The 15,450-nt window shown below is 72.8% G+C and carries 16 protein-coding genes; 2 read left to right on the top strand and 14 right to left on the bottom strand.

What is annotated here, in order from left to right:
• Positions 1-46 precede the first annotated feature (46 nt).
• The 7 genes from O7610_RS05305 to O7610_RS05275 all read right to left on the bottom strand — a co-directional run bounded on the left by O7610_RS05305 (position 47) and on the right by O7610_RS05275 (position 6,236).
• Positions 47-556 carry an arginine repressor gene (locus O7610_RS05305; RefSeq protein ID WP_281554622.1) on the bottom strand — a complete coding sequence of 170 codons (510 nt, stop codon included), beginning with the start codon at positions 554-556 and terminating at the stop codon, positions 47-49.
• Complete coding sequence (gene argF / locus O7610_RS05300; RefSeq protein WP_281554621.1) at positions 553-1,488, bottom strand: ornithine carbamoyltransferase; 936 nt, start codon at positions 1,486-1,488, stop codon at positions 553-555. The genes O7610_RS05305 and argF overlap by 4 nt, the downstream gene beginning before the upstream one ends.
• Entirely contained in the window at positions 1,485-2,693 is a 1,209-nt protein-coding gene (locus O7610_RS05295) for an acetylornithine transaminase (RefSeq protein WP_281554620.1), read from the bottom strand. Before O7610_RS05295 ends, argF begins: the two co-directional genes overlap by 4 nt.
• The gene (gene argB, locus O7610_RS05290) at positions 2,694-3,632 is read right to left on the bottom strand and encodes an acetylglutamate kinase (RefSeq protein ID WP_281554619.1); all 939 of its coding nucleotides are present in this window, start codon (positions 3,630-3,632) and stop codon (positions 2,694-2,696) included. It lies immediately after the preceding gene.
• Positions 3,629-4,837 (bottom strand): bifunctional glutamate N-acetyltransferase/amino-acid acetyltransferase ArgJ, encoded by a 1,209-nt coding sequence (gene argJ / locus O7610_RS05285; protein ID WP_281554618.1) that lies wholly within the window; start codon positions 4,835-4,837, stop codon positions 3,629-3,631. Before argJ ends, argB begins: the two co-directional genes overlap by 4 nt.
• Complete coding sequence (argC, locus tag O7610_RS05280) at positions 4,834-5,850, bottom strand: N-acetyl-gamma-glutamyl-phosphate reductase (RefSeq protein ID WP_281554617.1); 1,017 nt, start codon at positions 5,848-5,850, stop codon at positions 4,834-4,836. Before argC ends, argJ begins: the two co-directional genes overlap by 4 nt.
• 98 nt (positions 5,851-5,948) lie before the next feature.
• Positions 5,949-6,236: a DUF427 domain-containing protein gene (locus O7610_RS05275; protein WP_281554616.1), complete on the bottom strand. Its 288-nt coding sequence runs from the start codon at positions 6,234-6,236 to the stop codon at positions 5,949-5,951.
• A 241-nt stretch (positions 6,237-6,477) separates the two neighbouring features.
• Between O7610_RS05275 and O7610_RS05270 the strand changes: the two genes are divergently transcribed.
• Positions 6,478-6,906: a hypothetical protein gene (locus tag O7610_RS05270; RefSeq protein WP_281554615.1), complete on the top strand. Its 429-nt coding sequence runs from the start codon at positions 6,478-6,480 to the stop codon at positions 6,904-6,906.
• A 56-nt stretch (positions 6,907-6,962) separates the two neighbouring features.
• On the opposite strand, the gene O7610_RS05265 is transcribed toward O7610_RS05270, so the two are convergent.
• Entirely contained in the window at positions 6,963-7,385 is a 423-nt protein-coding gene (locus O7610_RS05265) for a hypothetical protein (protein WP_281554614.1), read from the bottom strand.
• 170 nt (positions 7,386-7,555) lie between these two features.
• On the opposite strand from O7610_RS05265, the gene O7610_RS05260 reads away from it, so the two are divergent.
• The gene (locus tag O7610_RS05260; RefSeq protein ID WP_289212746.1) at positions 7,556-8,899 is read left to right on the top strand and encodes an SGNH/GDSL hydrolase family protein; all 1,344 of its coding nucleotides are present in this window, start codon (positions 7,556-7,558) and stop codon (positions 8,897-8,899) included.
• A gap of 76 nt (positions 8,900-8,975) precedes the next feature.
• On the opposite strand, the gene O7610_RS05255 is transcribed toward O7610_RS05260, so the two are convergent.
• The 6 genes from O7610_RS05255 to infC form a co-directional block, all read right to left on the bottom strand.
• Positions 8,976-11,555 (bottom strand): phenylalanine--tRNA ligase subunit beta, encoded by a 2,580-nt coding sequence (locus tag O7610_RS05255; protein ID WP_281554612.1) that lies wholly within the window; start codon positions 11,553-11,555, stop codon positions 8,976-8,978.
• A 3-nt stretch (positions 11,556-11,558) separates the two neighbouring features.
• Positions 11,559-12,620, bottom strand: coding sequence for a phenylalanine--tRNA ligase subunit alpha (locus tag O7610_RS05250; RefSeq protein ID WP_281554611.1), 1,062 nt, complete (start codon positions 12,618-12,620; stop codon positions 11,559-11,561).
• Between the two features lie 241 nt (positions 12,621-12,861).
• Positions 12,862-13,755 carry a TrmH family RNA methyltransferase gene (locus tag O7610_RS05245; protein ID WP_281554610.1) on the bottom strand — a complete coding sequence of 298 codons (894 nt, stop codon included), beginning with the start codon at positions 13,753-13,755 and terminating at the stop codon, positions 12,862-12,864.
• Positions 13,756-13,802: 47 nt separating this feature from the next.
• Positions 13,803-14,195, bottom strand: a complete 393-nt coding sequence (rplT, locus tag O7610_RS05240; protein ID WP_123601272.1) for a 50S ribosomal protein L20 — start codon at positions 14,193-14,195, stop codon at positions 13,803-13,805.
• Between the two features lie 31 nt (positions 14,196-14,226).
• Positions 14,227-14,421: a 50S ribosomal protein L35 gene (gene rpmI / locus O7610_RS05235; protein WP_123601271.1), complete on the bottom strand. Its 195-nt coding sequence runs from the start codon at positions 14,419-14,421 to the stop codon at positions 14,227-14,229.
• 19 nt (positions 14,422-14,440) lie between these two features.
• Positions 14,441-15,061, bottom strand: coding sequence for a translation initiation factor IF-3 (gene infC, locus O7610_RS05230; protein ID WP_281554609.1), 621 nt, complete (start codon positions 15,059-15,061; stop codon positions 14,441-14,443).
• Positions 15,062-15,450: the final 389 nt, after the last annotated feature.

The raw sequence follows: 15,450 nt of genomic DNA, 5'->3' as shown, positions 1-15,450 counted from the left end.
TCGGGTAGATCAGATGGTGGTCGGGTCGGTCAGGCGGTGGGGCGGATCAGGGAGTGGTCGGGCCGGGCGGGGTGGCGGCCCAGGTGGAGAGCTTGCCGGCCAGGTCAGCGCCGCCGACCGGGTCGCGGGCGACGACCAGGATCGTGTCGTCACCGGCGATGGTGCCGACCACGTCCGGCAGCCCGGACCGGTCCAGCGCGCTGGCCAGGAACTGCGCCGCACCCGGCGGGGTACGCAGCACGCAGATGTTGCCACTGGCGTCGACTCCGGTGAGCAGCTCGTGCAGCAGCCGGACCAGGCGGGCCGGGGCCTGCTCGGCGGGGCGCAGCGTCGGGTTGCCGTCCTCCGGGATGAGGTAGACCGCCGGACCTCCGTCGCGGCCACGTACCTTCACCGCGCCGAGTTCCTCCAGGTCCCGCGACAGGGTCGCCTGGGTGACCTGCATGCCGTCGCTGGCGAGCAGCTCGGCCAGCTCGGTCTGGGACCGGACCGTCCTGGCCCGGATCAGCTCGGTGATCCGGGCGTGCCGGGCGGTCCGGGTCGCAGGCCCGGTCACGACGGCCCGCCCGGCTGGCCCAGCAGCCAGGCGAGCAGCGCCTTCTGCGCGTGCAGCCGGTTCTCCGCCTGGTCGAACACGGCGCTGCGCGGGCCGTCGAGCACCTCGTCGGTGATCTCCTCGCCCCGGTGGGCGGGCAGGCAGTGCAGCACGATCGCCTCCGGCGCGGCGGCGTCGAGCAGGTCCAGGTTGACCTGGTACAGCCAGAACGGGGTACGCCGGTCCCGACCGTCGGCTTCCTGACCCATCGACGTCCAGGTGTCGGTGGCCACCACGTCGGCGCCATCGACCGCCTCCTTCGGGTCCCGGATGACCTGCACCGAACCGCCGGTCCAGGCGGCGATCTCCCCGGCCCGGGAGACCACCGACGGGGACGGGTCGTACCCGGTCGGCCCGGACACCCGCACGTGCATCCCGGCGGTTACCCCGGCAAGCAGGTAGGAACTGGCCATGTTGTTCGCCGCGTCGCCGACGTACGCCAGGGTCCGCCCGGTGGTGCCGCCACAGTGTTCCCGCACGGTCAGCAGGTCGGCGAGCAGTTGGCAGGGGTGGAACCCGTCGGTGAGCGCGTTGACCACCGGCACGCTCGCCCCTGCCGCGACCTCGGCGAGGCGGTCGTCACCGAAGGTGCGCATCACGATCGCCGACACGTACCGCGACAGCACCCGACCCGCGTCGGCCAGGGTCTCGCCCCGGCCGAAGTGGGTGGCCTGGGTGTCCACCACGATCGGGTTGCCGCCCAGCTCGGCGATGCCGACGTCGAACGACAGCCGGGTCCGCAGGCTCTGCTTGTCGAACAGCACCGCCACCGAGCGGGGGCCGGCCAGCGGCCGGTGGCCGTAGCGGTCGGCCTTCATCGCGGCGGCAAGGTCCAGCACCGCCGCCTGCTCGGCGGGGCTGAGGTCGTCGTCGCGCAGCAGATGCCGGGTCACGAGCCTTCTCCTGTAGTGGTGGCGGCGTCCAGTGCGGCCGGCAGCGCGGCGAGGAACCCGTCGGCCTCCTCACCGGTGAGGATCAGCGGCGGAGCCAGCCGGATCACGTCCGGCTGGGCCGGGTTGACCAGGAAGCCGGCGTCCCGCAGGGCGACCGCAGCCGCCGGCGCGACCGGCGCGGTGAGCACCACACCGAGCAGCAAACCGGCACCACGTACCGAGGCGACCAGCGGGTGGCCGAGCGATTCGACGCCCCGGCGCAGTTGCTCACCGACCCGCTTGACGTGGTCGAGCAGCCCTTCGGCGGCGATGGTACGTAGCACGGCGAGCGCGGCGGCGCAGCAGACCGGATTGCCGCCGAAGGTGCTGCCGTGACTGCCCGGGGTCAGCAGCGCGGCTGGCGTGCCCACGTCGGCGACCTGGGTGTCAGCGAAGGCGATGCAGGCACCGATCGGTAGCCCGCCGCCCAGCCCTTTGGCGAGGGTGACGACGTCCGGGACGACGCCGTCGGCCTGGTGGGCGAACCAGTGACCGGTCCGCCCGACCCCGGTCTGCACCTCGTCGAGGGTGAACAGGGCACCGTGCCGGCTGGTGATCTCCCGGGCGGCGGCCAGGTAGCCGGGCGGCGGCACCACCACGCCGGCCTCGCCCTGGATCGGCTCCAGGATCACCATCGCGGTGCGGTCGGTGACGGCGGCGGCAAGCGCCTCGGTGTCGCCGTACGGCACATGGGTGACCTCGCCGGGCAGCGGCCGGAACGGGTCGGCTTTGGCCGGTTGCCCGGTCAAGGCCAGGGCCCCCATGGTCCGGCCGTGGAAGCCGTCGTGGGTGGCGACGACGTGGGTCCGACCGGTACGCCGGGACAGTTTGAACGCGGCCTCGACCGCCTCGGCCCCGGAGTTGCAGAAGAACACCGCGCCGGGGCGTCCGGTGAGGGCGAGCAGCAGTTCGGCCAGGGCCACCGGCGGCTCGGCGACGTAGAGGTTGGAGACGTGTCCGAGGGTGCCGATCTGCCGGGTGACCGCCTCGACGACCGCCGGGTGGGCGTGCCCGAGCGAGTTGACCGCGATGCCGCCCAACAGGTCGAGGTAGCGTCGGCCGTCCTCGGCGACGACGGTCGCGCCCTCGCCGTGCACCAGCGCCAGCGGTGGTGTGCCGTAGTTGTCCATCAACGATGCGGACCAGCGGTCCCGCAGCGAGGCCATTCAGGACTCCCCGTCGTTCGTCGGGTCAGTGACCATGGTGCCGAAGCCCTCCGAGGTGAAGACCTCCAGCAGCGTCGAGTGGGCCACCCGGCCGTCGACGACGTGCGCGGCGGGTACCCCGCCGCGTACCGCCCGCAGGCACGCCTCCATCTTCGGCACCATGCCGGCGGCGAGGGTGGGCAGCAGGTCGGCCAGGTCGTCGGCGGTGATCCGGCTGATCAGGCTGGCGGTGTCAGGCCAGGCGGCGTACAGGCCGGGCACGTCGGTGAGCACGACCAGCTTGCGGGCCTGCAGTGCGACGGCCAGCGCGGCGGCGGCCGTGTCGGCGTTGAGGTTGTGCAATACGCCGTCCACGTCCGGCGCCACCGTGGAGATCACCGGAATTCGGCCGGCCGAGATGATGTCGGCGACCGCCGACGGGTTGACCGTGTCGACGTCGCCGACCTGGCCGACATCGACCGGTTCGCCGTCGACGTACGCGGGGCGGCGGATGGCGGTGAACAGGTGGGCGTCCTCGCCGGACAGCCCGACGGCGTAGGGTCCGTGCTCGTTGATCAGACCGACGAGTTCCCGGCCGACCTGGCCGACGAGTACCATCCGGACGACGTCCATCGCCTCCGGGGTGGTGACCCGCAGCCCGCCCTTGAACTCGCTGGCGATGCCGAGCCGGCGCAGCATGCTGGAGATCTGCGGCCCGCCGCCGTGCACCACGACAGGTCGGATACCGGCGTAGCGCAGGAAGACCATGTCGGCGGCGAAGGCCCGCTGCAGCTGCGGGTCGATCATGGCGTTGCCGCCGTACTTGACGACCACGGTGGCCCCGTGGAAGCGGGCCAGCCAGGGCAGCGCCTCGATCAGGGTGGCGGCCTTGGTCTGGGCGAGGCTGAGATCGCGGCTCAGCGCGTCGTGCGGCGCGGGCGGCCGGGCGGTGTCGGTCATGTCGAGTACGCCGAGTTCTCGTGCACGTACGCGTGCGACAGGTCGTTGGTCCAGATGGTCGCGGTGGCGGCACCGGCGTGCAGGTCGATCCGGATGTGCACCTGCCGGCCGGTGAGGTCGACCTGGTCGCGGGGTGCGGCGGCGGCCCCGTCCCGGCAGATCCACACGTCGTTGATCGCCACGTCGAGCTGGTCGGGGTCGAACACCGCGCTGGTGGTGCCGACCGCCGCGAGGATCCGCCCCCAGTTGGGGTCGTTGCCGAACAGCGCCGTCTTGACCAGACTGTTGCGGGCCACCGCCCGGCCGACCTGCACCGCGTCGGTCTCGCTGGCCGCGCTGACCACCTCGATGGCGACCTCCTTGCTGGCGCCTTCGGCGTCGGCGATCAGCTGCCGGGCCAGGTCGGCGCAGGCGGCGGTGACCGCAGCGGTCAGCTCCCCGGCCGACGGGGTGACCCCGGAGGCGCCGCTGGCCAGCAGCAGCACCGTGTCGTTGGTGGACAGGCAGCCGTCGGAGTCGATCCGGTCGAAGGTGGTGCGGCAGGCTTCGCGCAGCGCGGCGTCGAGGTCGGCGGCGTCGACGAGCGCGTCGGTGGTCAGTACGCAGAGCATGGTGGCCATGGCCGGGGCGAGCATGCCCGCGCCCTTGGCCATCCCACCGACCCGCCAGGCCGGTCCGCCGGTGCTGGCGGGGCCGGCGTCGACGACGGTGGTCTTCGGCCGGGTGTCGGTCGTCATGATCGCCTCGGCGGCGGCCGGTCCTCCGTCGGCGGAGAGCCCGGCGGCGGCCGCGGTCACTCCGGCGAGCAGCTTGTCCACCGGCAGCCGTTCGCCGATCAGCCCGGTGGAGCAGACCGCGACCTCACCGGCCCCGACGTCCAGGCCGGTGCCGGCCCCTGTGCCGCCCGCTTCGGTGAGCGTCGCGGCGACGTGTTCGGCGGTGGCGTGAGTGTCCTGGAATCCGGCCGGCCCGGTGCAGGCGTTGGCGCCGCCGGAGTTGAGCACCACCGCCCGCAGCGCACCGGCCCGCAGCACCTGCCGGCTCCACAACACCGGTGCGGCCTGCACCCGGTTGGCGGTGAAGACCCCGGCGGCGGCCGTGGCCGGTCCGTCGTTGACGACCAGGGCGACGTCGACGGCGCCTCCGCTCTTCAGCCCGGCGGCCACCCCGGCCGCCCGGAACCCGTTCGGCGCGGTCACCGTCATGGCGCGATCCCCAGAGTAGTCAGGCCGGTGCTCTCCGGCAGACCGAGCATCAGGTTGGCGCACTGTACTGCCTGACCGGCGGCACCCTTGCCGAGGTTGTCGATGGCGCTGGTCACGATCACCCGTCCCGAGTCGACGTCGGTGGTCACCTGCAGTTGGCAGGCGTTGGATCCGAGGGTCGCGGCGGTGGCCGGCCAACTGCCGGCAGGCAACAGGCGCACGAACGGCTCGTCGGCGTACGCGGCGGTCAGCGCCTCGCGCGCGGCGTCGGCCGGGTCGGCGGCGGCGTCGGTCGGGCGGGCGGTGACCGTGGCCAGGATGCCGCGCGGCATCGGAGCCAGCACCGGGGTGAAGGACAGGCTGGTCGCGCCGGTGGCCTGCTTGATCTCCGGGACGTGCTGGTGGGCGCCGACCTTGTACGGTGACAGGCTGCCCATCACCTCGCTGGCCAGCAGGTGGGTCTTGGCGGACCGACCGGCACCGGACGTGCCGCTGGCGGCGACCACCACGACGTCGTCGGGGGCGACCACTCCGGCGGCGATCAGCGGCGCGAGCGCCAGGGTGGTGGCGACGGCGTAGCAACCGGTGGCGGCGACCCGGTCGGCGGCGGCGATCCGGTCCCGCTGGCCGGGCAGCTCCGGAAGCCCGTACGTCCAGGTGCCGGCGTGCTGGCCGCCGTAGTAGCGGGACCAGGCGGCGGCGTCGCTGAGCCGGTGGTCGGCACCGAGGTCGACGACCTTGACGTCGGACGGCAGGGTGGCGGCGAGCGCGGCCGACTCGCCGTGCGGCAGAGCCAGAAACACCAGGTCCGCTGCGGCCAGGTCGGCCGGATCGGTGGCGACGAACACCAGGTCGAGGCCGGCCAGATGCGGATGCACGGCGGCGACCGGCGCCCCGGCCTGGCTGTGCGCCGTGGCGGCGACCAGGTCCAGCTCGGGGTGCCCGGCGATCAGCCGCAGCAGCTCTCCCCCGGCGTACCCGCTTGCGCCGGCGACGGCGACCCGGATGCCCATACCCACCTCCGCATTTCTATGCAGAGGACGGTATCAGGATGCATCCGGGCCGACAAGACCCTTTCCACCTGCCTGCCAGGTGCCCGCCGCGCCGCCCGTCAGGTGTCGACGACCTCCACGTCGCGCCAGAAGGCGACCCGGTCCCGGACCATGTCGGCCGCCGGCAGCGGTGCCGGGTAGTACCAGACCGCGTCGGCGCTGCGTTGACCATCGCGCTCCAGCGAGTAGTAGGACGCGTCGCCCTTCCATGGACAGTGGGTGTGGGTGTTCGACTCACGTACCAGGTCGTCACGCAGCGACGACCGGGGAAAGTAGTGGTTTCCCTCGACGACGACCGTGTCGTCGCTCTCGGCGATCACAAGTCCGTTCCAGATTGCCTTCGGCATGAGACCCAGCGTAGGCCGTCGATCGTTATCCCGCCCATCCGTCGGATGCCGGTGACCAGAAACCCCGCACCCGCGAACACTGTAGACCGCAGGGCTTCGCGTCGGTATTATGTTGTCGAACCGTGCCGGACCGGCTCCGTCACCGTCTCGACGTTCACTGGGTCCTCATCCACACCCACCGGTGCCCGCCCCACCTCAATCAAGCGGACAACGGCCGGCCTCCGAGCAAGAGGAAGTTCCGTTGACACGACACCTCCGACGGATCGCGACGTACATCGCCGTGGCACTACTGACCGCAGGCGGGCTGACCTTCATTTCAGCACCACCAGCGCGGGCATTCGGCGGCGAGACGTTCGGCTGCCGCGTCGCTCCCGGGGCCGACCTCGTCTGGCGATCGATCTGCTACAACAATCAACCGGCGGGCGCCTACAACGCTGGCTTCGCAGTGCGGAACGCCTCCGGCACCGGATACACCTACTCTTGGAGCATCAGCGGCTCGTACTTGTACGTGATCACCGGCTGCACCACGACGTCCTCCGACTGCGCCCTGGCAATGCCCAACGCGGACGGCGCCGTTCAGGTCACTGTGACCTATACGCTAGCCGGCCAGAGCGCTACTAGCTCAGCCACCGCCGTCATCAGACAGTTCTGCGGCACGCACCTCTGCTGAGCGACCGGCCGGTGCGGGTCACGGAACCGACCGCTGATCACGGAACCGATCGCTGATCACGGGACCGATCCCAGCAGGATCAGCAAACCCGCCACGGCCCCCAGCAGCGCGGCAACCAAGCCAAGACCCTCCCAGGTGTGACGGGTGAGTGTCGGACCGCGACCCGGCGGCACCGCCACGACCGAAGCGCTCTGGCGGTCGCCGACCGGATTACGTGGTTGCGCACCCAGTAGCCGCTCGATCTTGTCCAGGCGGTGCAGGTCACAGCCGAGGAGCAGGCCATACCCAAGGTACGGGCAGTCGCCGTCGCGCCACAGCGGCTCGCCGCACCGGGCGGGGATGGCGAGGACCGCGTACGGCAGCCCGACGGTGAGCGTGAGGAACCAGCCCCAGTGCGGCTGGCCGCTGGCGAACGCCGCCAGCGCCAGCGCGGCGATCGACGCGCCGACGGCCAGTCGCTTCGTCCGCCATTCGGGCATGCCCGCATCCTAGTCGGAGGGTCGACCGGCCCGACGACCACATCGGAGCCCGGGTCCGACCTCGGGACCTGCGCCCCGCGCGGCCCAGCGGCCCACCACAGATATCGACGAGCCTCTATTATTATCGGTCGGCCCGACGTCCGGTCGGGCCGACCGACAAGGAGGGTGGCGTGCGTCCCAGCGACAATCACACCGGCTCGTCCAACTCAGCTGTCCCGGACCGGCGTACCCGATCAGCGGGACGGACGGCGGCGTTCAGCGGGGGTGCTGTCCTGGCCATCACGGTCGCGGCCGCGCTCGCCGCGACCAGCGGCGGCGCCGCACCGCCGGCTCCCGCTGCGACCACCGGCCCGGCCGGCCCCGCCCGGCACCCGGCCACCTGGGTCGCCGCCTGGGCGCCCAGCCCGGTCGAGGGCAGCACCATCCCCTGGTCGGACTGCCCGGCCGGAGACGGTCTGGCCGACCAGACGGTGCGCAACGTCGCCTTCGTCAGCGCCGGTGGCCGGGCCGTCCGGGTACGGATCACCAACACGTTCGGCACCCGGGAGCTGACCGTCGGCCGGGCCTCGGTCGCCGTGCAGCACGACGGCGCGACCGCCGTGCCCGGCTCGATGCGGGAGCTGGCCTTCGGCGGCAGCCACGAGGTCACCGTCGCCGCTGGCGGTCGGGCGCTGAGCGACCCGGTCCCGCTGCGGGTCGCCGCGCTGAGCACCCTGCTGGTCAGTGTGTACGTACCGGAGCCGACCGGACCGGTGACCAACCATCCGTTCACCGCCCAGGGCAACCATCTGGCGGCGGGCGACCGGGCCGCCGCGCCGACCGCCGACGGGTACGCCGACACGCCATGCTGGATGCTCGTCGACGGGATCGACGTGCAGGCCGATCCCCGGGTCGTCGGCTCCGTGGTCGCGCTCGGCGACTCGATCACCGACACCGGCAACACCACCGGCAACGCCAACCGGCGCTGGCCCGATTACCTGGCCCGTCGCCTGCACGACCAGCGCGGGCCCACCCTGTCGGTGGTCAACGCCGGACTCGGCGGCAACCGGCTGCTCGCCCCACGTGACGGGGAACCGTACTGGGGGGTGCCGGCGCTGGCCCGGCTGGAACGCGACGTCTACGCGCAGACCGGAGTCCGGGCGGTGATCCTGCTGGAAGGCACCAACGACATCGGCTACAGCGCCCCGGCCGCCGACATCATCGCCGGCTACCGGCAGGTGATCGCGCAGACCCGGGCCCAGGGACTGCCGATCCTCGGCGGCACTGTGCCACCGTTCGGTGGCTCCTTTTTGGACACCCCCGAGCGGCAGGAGATCTGGCGCGACGTCAACCGCTGGATCCGCACCAGCGGTGCCTTCGACGGGGTGATCGACTTCGCGGCGGCGCTGGCCGACCCGGCCGACCCGACCCGGCTGGCGACCGCGTACGACAGCGGTGACCACCTGCATCCCAACGACGCCGGCTGCGCCGCGATGGCCGACGCCGTCGACCTCGGCTCGCTGCTACGACGCTGACCGACGGTCACCGGCGTTTCCCGACCCGGTCCGCCCGTCGTCGCGGCGGACCGGGGCCGGGACCCTTGTCGGTCGGTCAGGCACCGCGCAGGGTGGCGCCGAGCCGGGAGGCGGCCTCGGCGACCGCGCCGTCGCGGGCCGCCACCGCCTCCTCGACGGTCAGCGTCCGGTCTGCGGCCCGGAACACCAGCTTGTACGCCAGGGACTTGCGCCCGGCACCGAGCTGCTCCCCCGCGTACACGTCGAACAACCGGACCGATTCGAGCAGCTTGCCCGCCCCGGCCACCAGCGCGGCGCGGACCTGCGCCGCCGGGATGGCATCGTCGACGACCAGCGCCACGTCGATCAACGCCGGCGGGAAGCTGGAGAAGTCCGGTGCCGGCACCACCGGAGCCGCCGGCACCGCGTCCAGGTCCAGCTCCATCGCACAGGTACGCCGGGGCAGTTCCAGCGCGGTGACCGCCGCCGGATGCAGCTCCCCGGCGTGGCCGACCACCACCCCGTCGACGAGCAGTTCGGCGCAGCGGCCGGGATGCCAGGGCGCGTGCTCGTCGGCGCGGACCTCGACCCGATCGGCCGGAACGCCGGCGGCGTCGAGCACGGTCCGACCGGCCTCGACGGCGTCGGCCCAGCTGGCCGGCCGGCCCGCGCCCCACCAGCCACCGGGCTCAAGCTCACCGGCCAGCACCACCGCGACGTGCCACGGCTGGTGCGGCACGGCGGCGTCGGCGGCCGCGAACACCTCGTCGGCGGGCCGGTCGTCGACCCCCATCGGCGGCGGTGCGGCGGCACCCGGCCGAGGTTGGAACACCACGCCGATCTCGTAGAGGGCGACGTCGCGCTGCCCCCGGCCGATGTTGCGCCGCAGCGTCGCCAGCAGCGGCGGCAGCAGGCTGGTCCGCAGCAGCGGGTCGGTGTCAGCCAGCGGGTTGGCCAGCCGGACCGCGGCGCGGCGCGGGTCGTCGGCAGGCAGCCCCAGGTCGTCGGCGACCTGCGGGGAGACGAACGGGTAGCAGAGCGCCTCGATGTGACCGGTCTCGGCCAGCGCCCGCGCCACCGACCGGCGGCGGCGTTGGTCGGCGGTGAGCCCTCGGCCGGCCGGGGCGGGCGGCAGGGCGCTGGGCACGTTGTCGAAGCCGTCCAGCCGGACCACCTCCTCAACCAGGTCGGCCGGGTCGGTCAGGTCGGGCCGCCAGCTCGGCGGGCCGACGACCAGCGGCGCCGTACCGTCGTCGGCTGCCGACGCCGCCGAGGTGGCGGTGGCCACGCCGGTGGCGACGGCGCTGGCGCTGGCCGCCCCGGCGGTCAACCCGGTGGCGACGGTGCAGCCGACCGCCTCCAGCAGGTCGACGACCCGCTGCGGCGGGTACGTCACCCCGACCCGGCGGCTGGGCAGCCCGGCGTCGAGGACGATCGGGGCCGGCGGGGCGACGTGGTCGATGTCCAGGATCTCCGCGCCGGCGGAGCCGCCGGCGTGTTCGGTGAGCAGTGCGACGGCGCGGTCGATGGCGACCAGCGGCAGCGCCGGGTCGACGCCGCGTTCCCACCGTTTGGCGGCCTCGCTGAACAGCTTGTGCCGACGGGCGGTACGCCCGACCATCACCGGATCCCAGTGCGCGGCCTCGAACAGCACGTTGCGGGTGCCGGGCACCACCTCGCTGGTCTCGCCGCCCATCACTGCGGCGAGCGAGATCGGTCCGGTGTCGTCGCAGATCACCATGTCCTCGGCGTCGAGGATTCGGGCCACCCCGTCCAGGGTGGTCAGCTTCTCCCCCGCGACGGCACGTCGGACCACCAGCGGCCCGGCGAGCCGGTCGGCGTCGAAGGCATGCATCGGCTGGCCGAGTTCGAGCATCAGGTAGTTGGTGATGTCCACGGCGAGGCTGATGCTGCGTACCCCGGCGGTGGTCAGCCGGCGGGCCATCCAGGCCGGCGTCGGCGCGGTCGGGTCGATGCCGCGGACCATCCGGGCGGTGAACCGGTCGCAGCCGACGGTGTCGCGGACCTCGACCGGGTAGGCCGGGGTGTCGGTGGCGCCGGGCGCGTCGATCGCCGCCGGGTCCCGCCACGGTACGCCGAGCGCCTGGGCGAGTTCGCGGGCGATGCCGCGTACCGACATGGCGTACCCCCGGTCGGGGGTGATCTCGACGTCGACCACGACGTCGTCGAGGCCGACGACGGGTCGGGCGTCGTCGCCGGGCGCGGCGGTGACGTCCGGGGGCAGCACGATGATGCCGGCGTGGTCGTCGCTGACGCCCAACTCGCGGGCGGAGCAGATCATGCCGTTGGAGTTGCGCCCGTAGGTTCTCCGGGCGCCGATGGCGAATCCGCCGGGCAGCACCCCGCCGGGCAGGATGACGACGACCTTGTCGCCGGGGGCGAAGTTGGTGGCGCCGCAGACGATTTCCTGCGGCTCACCGGTGCCGTTGGCGGTGCCGACGTCGACCCGGCAGAACCGGATCGGCTTCTTGAAGCCGGTGAGTTCCTCGACTTCGCGGACCTCGCCGACGACGAGTGGGCCGGTGACGGTGCCGGCCAGGTCGACGATGGACTCGACTTCCAGGCCGAGGCCGACCAGGGCGTCTTCGAGCTGCTGCGGGGCGAGGTCGGCCGGCAGGTCGACGTGCTCGCGCAGCCAGGAAAGTGCGATCCGCATGTCTCAGACCTCCATCCCGAACGCGCGGGTGAACCGCACGTCGCCTTCCACCATGTCGCGCATGTCGCTGATGCCGTGCCGGAACATCAGGGTGCGTTCGATGCCCATGCCGAACGCGAATCCGGAGTAGACCTCCGGGTCGATGCCGCAGGCTCGCAGCACCCGGGGGTTGACCATGCCGCAGCCGCCCCATTCGACCCACCGTGGCCCGTCGCGGTGCTGTGGGAACCAGACGTCGAACTCGGCGGACGGCTCGGTGAACGGGAAGTAGTGCGGCCGCCAGCGGGTCCGGGCGTCGGCGCCGAACATCGCCCGGGCGAAGTGGTCCAGGGTGCCCTTGAGGTGCGCCATGGTGATACCCCGGTCGACGACGAGCCCTTCGACCTGGTGGAACACCGGGGTGTGGGTGGCGTCGAGTTCGTCGGTGCGGTAGACCCGCCCCGGGCAGACCACGTGGATCGGCGGGGTGCGGGTCAGCATGGTCCGGGCCTGCACCGGTGAGGTGTGGGTGCGCAGCACCAGGCCGGGCAGGTCAAGGTGGAAGGTGTCCATCAGCCCGCGTGCCGGGTGGTCGGGGCTGATGTTGAGCGCGTCGAAGTTGGTCCACTCCAGCTCAGCCTCGGGGCCTTCGGCGATCTCGTAGCCCATCCCGACGAACAGGTCAGCGATGCGTTCCATCAGGGTGGTCAGCGGGTGCCGGCCGCCGCGCGGGCGGCGGTCGTACGGCAGGGTGACGTCGACGCGTTCCTCGGCAAGCACCCGCCGAGCCCGCTCGGCTTCGAGTTCGCCGCGCCGGGCGTCGTACGCGGTCTGCACCGCGGTGCGCGCCTCGTTGACCCGCTTGCCGGCGTCGGCCTTGGCGGCCGGCGGCAGCGCGCCGATTTCCCGGCGGGCCAGCGAGATCGGGGCGCGGTCGCCGAGGTGCTGGGGTCGCAGTGCGGTCAACGCGTCCAGGTCGGCGGCGGCGGCGAACGCCTTCTCGGCGTCAGCGACCGCGCCGGTGAGCGCGGCCGGGTCGAGCAACGCGACCTGCTTCGGATCGTATGGGTCGTTGCGGTAGGTCATGACGTGCGGGCACTCCCTCGCGGCGTGCGGTCACCGGGGCCGATGACCGGCAAGAGTCTACGGACGCGCGGCGCTGCCGCAGCCCGCCGGTAGGGTGCGCAGGCAGGAAGGGTCGGTCAGCCCTGCCGCCCGCCGGAACCGGCGGGCCGGGTAAACAGCCGATGAGGTGGCACACCACAGCCGGGCCGCCGGTCGCGGCGCGTCGGATGGTCGTCGACGCGCGCCGGGTAGCTGCGGACGCTCATCGCGTGGGCCTTCCTGGGCGCTGTGCTCTGGCCGAAGTGTACAGGCAGACGGCTGCGGCGGCAGCCAGGTTCAGGCTCTCGGCGCGGCCGTGCAGCGGCACCCGCACCCGGGCGTCGGCCCGGTCGGCCAGCTCGGCCGGCAGGCCGTGCGCCTCGGTGCCGAAGAGCCAGGCGGTCGGCGCGGCCAGCGCGCCCGAGTCGGCGAGGTCGTCGAGGTCGGTGTCGCCATGGCCGGTGGTGGCGAGCACCCGCAGGCCGGCGGCGCGCAGCTCGTCGACGACGTGTGCCGGGTCGTCGTGGCGGACCACATCGACGTGGAACAGGCTGCCGGCGCTGGCCCGGACGCACTTTCCGTTGTACGGGTCGACGGCGGCGCCGGCGAAGACGACGGCGCCGGCACCGGCGGCGTCGGTGGTGCGCAGCACGGTGCCGGCGTTGCCCGGGTCGCGGATCTCGACCAGCACGGCGGCCAGCGCGGGCCGGCGGTGCAGCGCGCTGTCGAGGGTGACGTCGAGGTGGTCGCAGACGGCGACGACGCCCTGCGGGTTGACGGTCTCGGCCAGCGCGGTGAGCGCGGCGTCGTCGACGATGGAGACGTCGATGCCGGCGCTGGCCGCCGCGACGGTCAGGTCGGTGTGCCGGGTACGCCCGGCGGCGGTGGTGAACAGTTCGCGGACCAGGCCGGGCACGGCGAGCGCTTCCCGGACGGCCTGCGGGCCTTCGGCGAGGAAGCGCCGCGTCGCGTCGCGGTCGCGGCGCCGGTGCAGCCGCCGGGCGGCCACGATCCTGGGGGTACGGGTGGTGAACGTCGGCTGCCGGTGGTCGGCCCCGCCGCCGGTGGTGGTGGCCGGGACACGGTCGAGGCGCCCGGCTGGCCGTGGTGCGGTCATGCCGGACGCCTCGATTCGTGCCACGTGCGGGTCAGGGTCGCGCCGGTTCAGGCGGCCTGGGCCGCCGCGCCGCCGGTGCCTTCGGCGGCGACCGCCGTGCGGGCCACCTCCACCAGGGCGGCGAACGCGGTGGCGTCGTTGACCGCCAGGTCCGCGAGGACCTTGCGGTCGACCTCGACGCCGGCCAGCTTGAGGCCCTGGATGAGGCGGTTGTAGGTCATCCCGTTGGCGCGGGCCGCCGCGTTGATCCGGGTGATCCACAGCTGCCGGAAGTCGCCCTTGCGGTCGCGACGGTCCCGGTAGGCGTACTGCATCGAGTGCAGCACCTGCTCCTTGGCCTTGCGGTACAGCCGGGACCGCTGGCCCCGGTAGCCGCTGGCGTCCTCCAGCAGGGTACGGCGCTTCTTCTGAGCGTTTACGGACCGCTTGACGCGTGCCATTTCACCTACTCCTTCAGGTCAGTGGCGCGCGTCAGCGGCCGAGCAGCTTCTTGATGCGCTTGACGTCGGCCGGGGACACCTCGACGGTGCCGGTGAGCCGGCGGGTCCGAGTGGAGGGCTTGCCCTCCAGCAGGTGGCGCTTACCCGCCTGCTCGGCCAGGATCTTGCCACGGCCGGTCACCTTGACCCGCTTGCCCATACCGGTGTGGCTCTTCATCTTTGGCATGTGTCGCGTCTCTCCCCTGTCACTCGCCGGTGTTCCCGGCGGGTCCGGCCGTGGCGGCCGGTGGTGGTGCCTCGACGGCGCCGGAATCCCGGTCCCGGGAGGCTCCGCCGCCCCGGGCCGCCGTCGCGGCGGCCGCAGCGGCCTTGGTGGCCCGGTGCGGGGCCAACACCATGATCATGTTCCGGCCGTCCTGCTTCGGTGCGGCCTCGACGTACCCCAGGTCGGAGATCTCCGATTCGAGCCGGCGCAGCAGCCGGTAGCCCAGCTCCGGCCGGCTCTGTTCCCGGCCCCGGAACATGATCGTGACCTTGACCTTGTCTCCGGCCTTGAGGAACCGCACCACGTGACCCTTCTTGGTCTCGTAGTCGTGCGGGTCGATCTTAGGCCGAAGCTTCATTTCCTTGATGACGGTCTGCTGCTGGTTACGCCGCGCTTCGCGCGCCTTGAGTGCGCTCTCGTACTTGAACTTGCCGAAGTCCATGAGCTTGCACACCGGCGGGCGCGCCATCGGCGCAACCTCAACCAGGTCCAGGTCGACGTCCGCGGCCAGCTGCAGGGCGCGCTCCAGCGGGACGATGCCCACCTGCTCACCCTCAGGGCCGACCAGTCGGACCTCACGTGCCCGGATCTGCTCGTTCACGCGTGGTTCGACGCTGATGGGGCCTCCTCGAGTCGGTAATCTCCATGGTGCCGTCACCCCGGGCCGGCCCCCGGTTGGGGACGCCCCGGGAAAGCAGAAGGCCCTGGCACATGCCAGGGCCTGCTCGACCGGTCGGTGACGCCGTCGACGGCGTCGACCCAACGGCGGACGGACCGCCGTCGGAAGACCGGACCCGCCCGCTGGATGGTGGTCCGCGGTACGGGTGGGAGCAGGCGCTCCGCTTTCGCGACTACCTCCGCCCGGCTGCCGGCTCGCGCCGGCGCCGCCGGTCGAGGGCAGCGTGGTCGACATGACAAGACTACCAGGCTCCGGCCATAGCCGTATGTCCGGTCCGGTGTCAACAACCAGTGCCAGCCAGCGGCGGTCGA

The organism is Solwaraspora sp. WMMA2065, assembly GCF_030345075.1.
In the GTDB taxonomy this organism is placed as follows: Bacteria; Actinomycetota; Actinomycetes; order Mycobacteriales; family Micromonosporaceae; genus Micromonospora_E.
The sequence above is the reverse complement of the archived record's forward strand: the minus strand, read 5'-3'. Positions and strand labels throughout refer to the sequence as shown.

Excerpts from the sequence above, each read along its gene's own strand:
- O7610_RS05295 (WP_281554620.1), bottom strand. The coding sequence starts at position 2,693 with ATGGCCTCGCTGCGGGACCGCTGGTCCGCATCGTTGATGGACAACTAC.
- argB (WP_281554619.1), bottom strand. The coding sequence starts at position 3,632 with ATGACCGACACCGCCCGGCCGCCCGCGCCGCACGACGCGCTGAGCCGC.
- argJ (WP_281554618.1), bottom strand. The coding sequence starts at position 4,837 with ATGACGGTGACCGCGCCGAACGGGTTCCGGGCGGCCGGGGTGGCCGCC.
- argC (WP_281554617.1), bottom strand. The coding sequence starts at position 5,850 with ATGGGCATCCGGGTCGCCGTCGCCGGCGCAAGCGGGTACGCCGGGGGA.
- O7610_RS05275 (WP_281554616.1), bottom strand. The coding sequence starts at position 6,236 with ATGCCGAAGGCAATCTGGAACGGACTTGTGATCGCCGAGAGCGACGAC.
- O7610_RS05265 (WP_281554614.1), bottom strand. The coding sequence starts at position 7,385 with ATGCCCGAATGGCGGACGAAGCGACTGGCCGTCGGCGCGTCGATCGCC.
- O7610_RS05255 (WP_281554612.1), bottom strand. The coding sequence starts at position 11,555 with ATGCGGATCGCACTTTCCTGGCTGCGCGAGCACGTCGACCTGCCGGCC.
- O7610_RS05250 (WP_281554611.1), bottom strand. The coding sequence starts at position 12,620 with ATGACCTACCGCAACGACCCATACGATCCGAAGCAGGTCGCGTTGCTC.
- O7610_RS05245 (WP_281554610.1), bottom strand. The coding sequence starts at position 13,755 with ATGACCGCACCACGGCCAGCCGGGCGCCTCGACCGTGTCCCGGCCACC.
- rplT (WP_123601272.1), bottom strand. The coding sequence starts at position 14,195 with ATGGCACGCGTCAAGCGGTCCGTAAACGCTCAGAAGAAGCGCCGTACC.
- rpmI (WP_123601271.1), bottom strand. The coding sequence starts at position 14,421 with ATGCCAAAGATGAAGAGCCACACCGGTATGGGCAAGCGGGTCAAGGTG.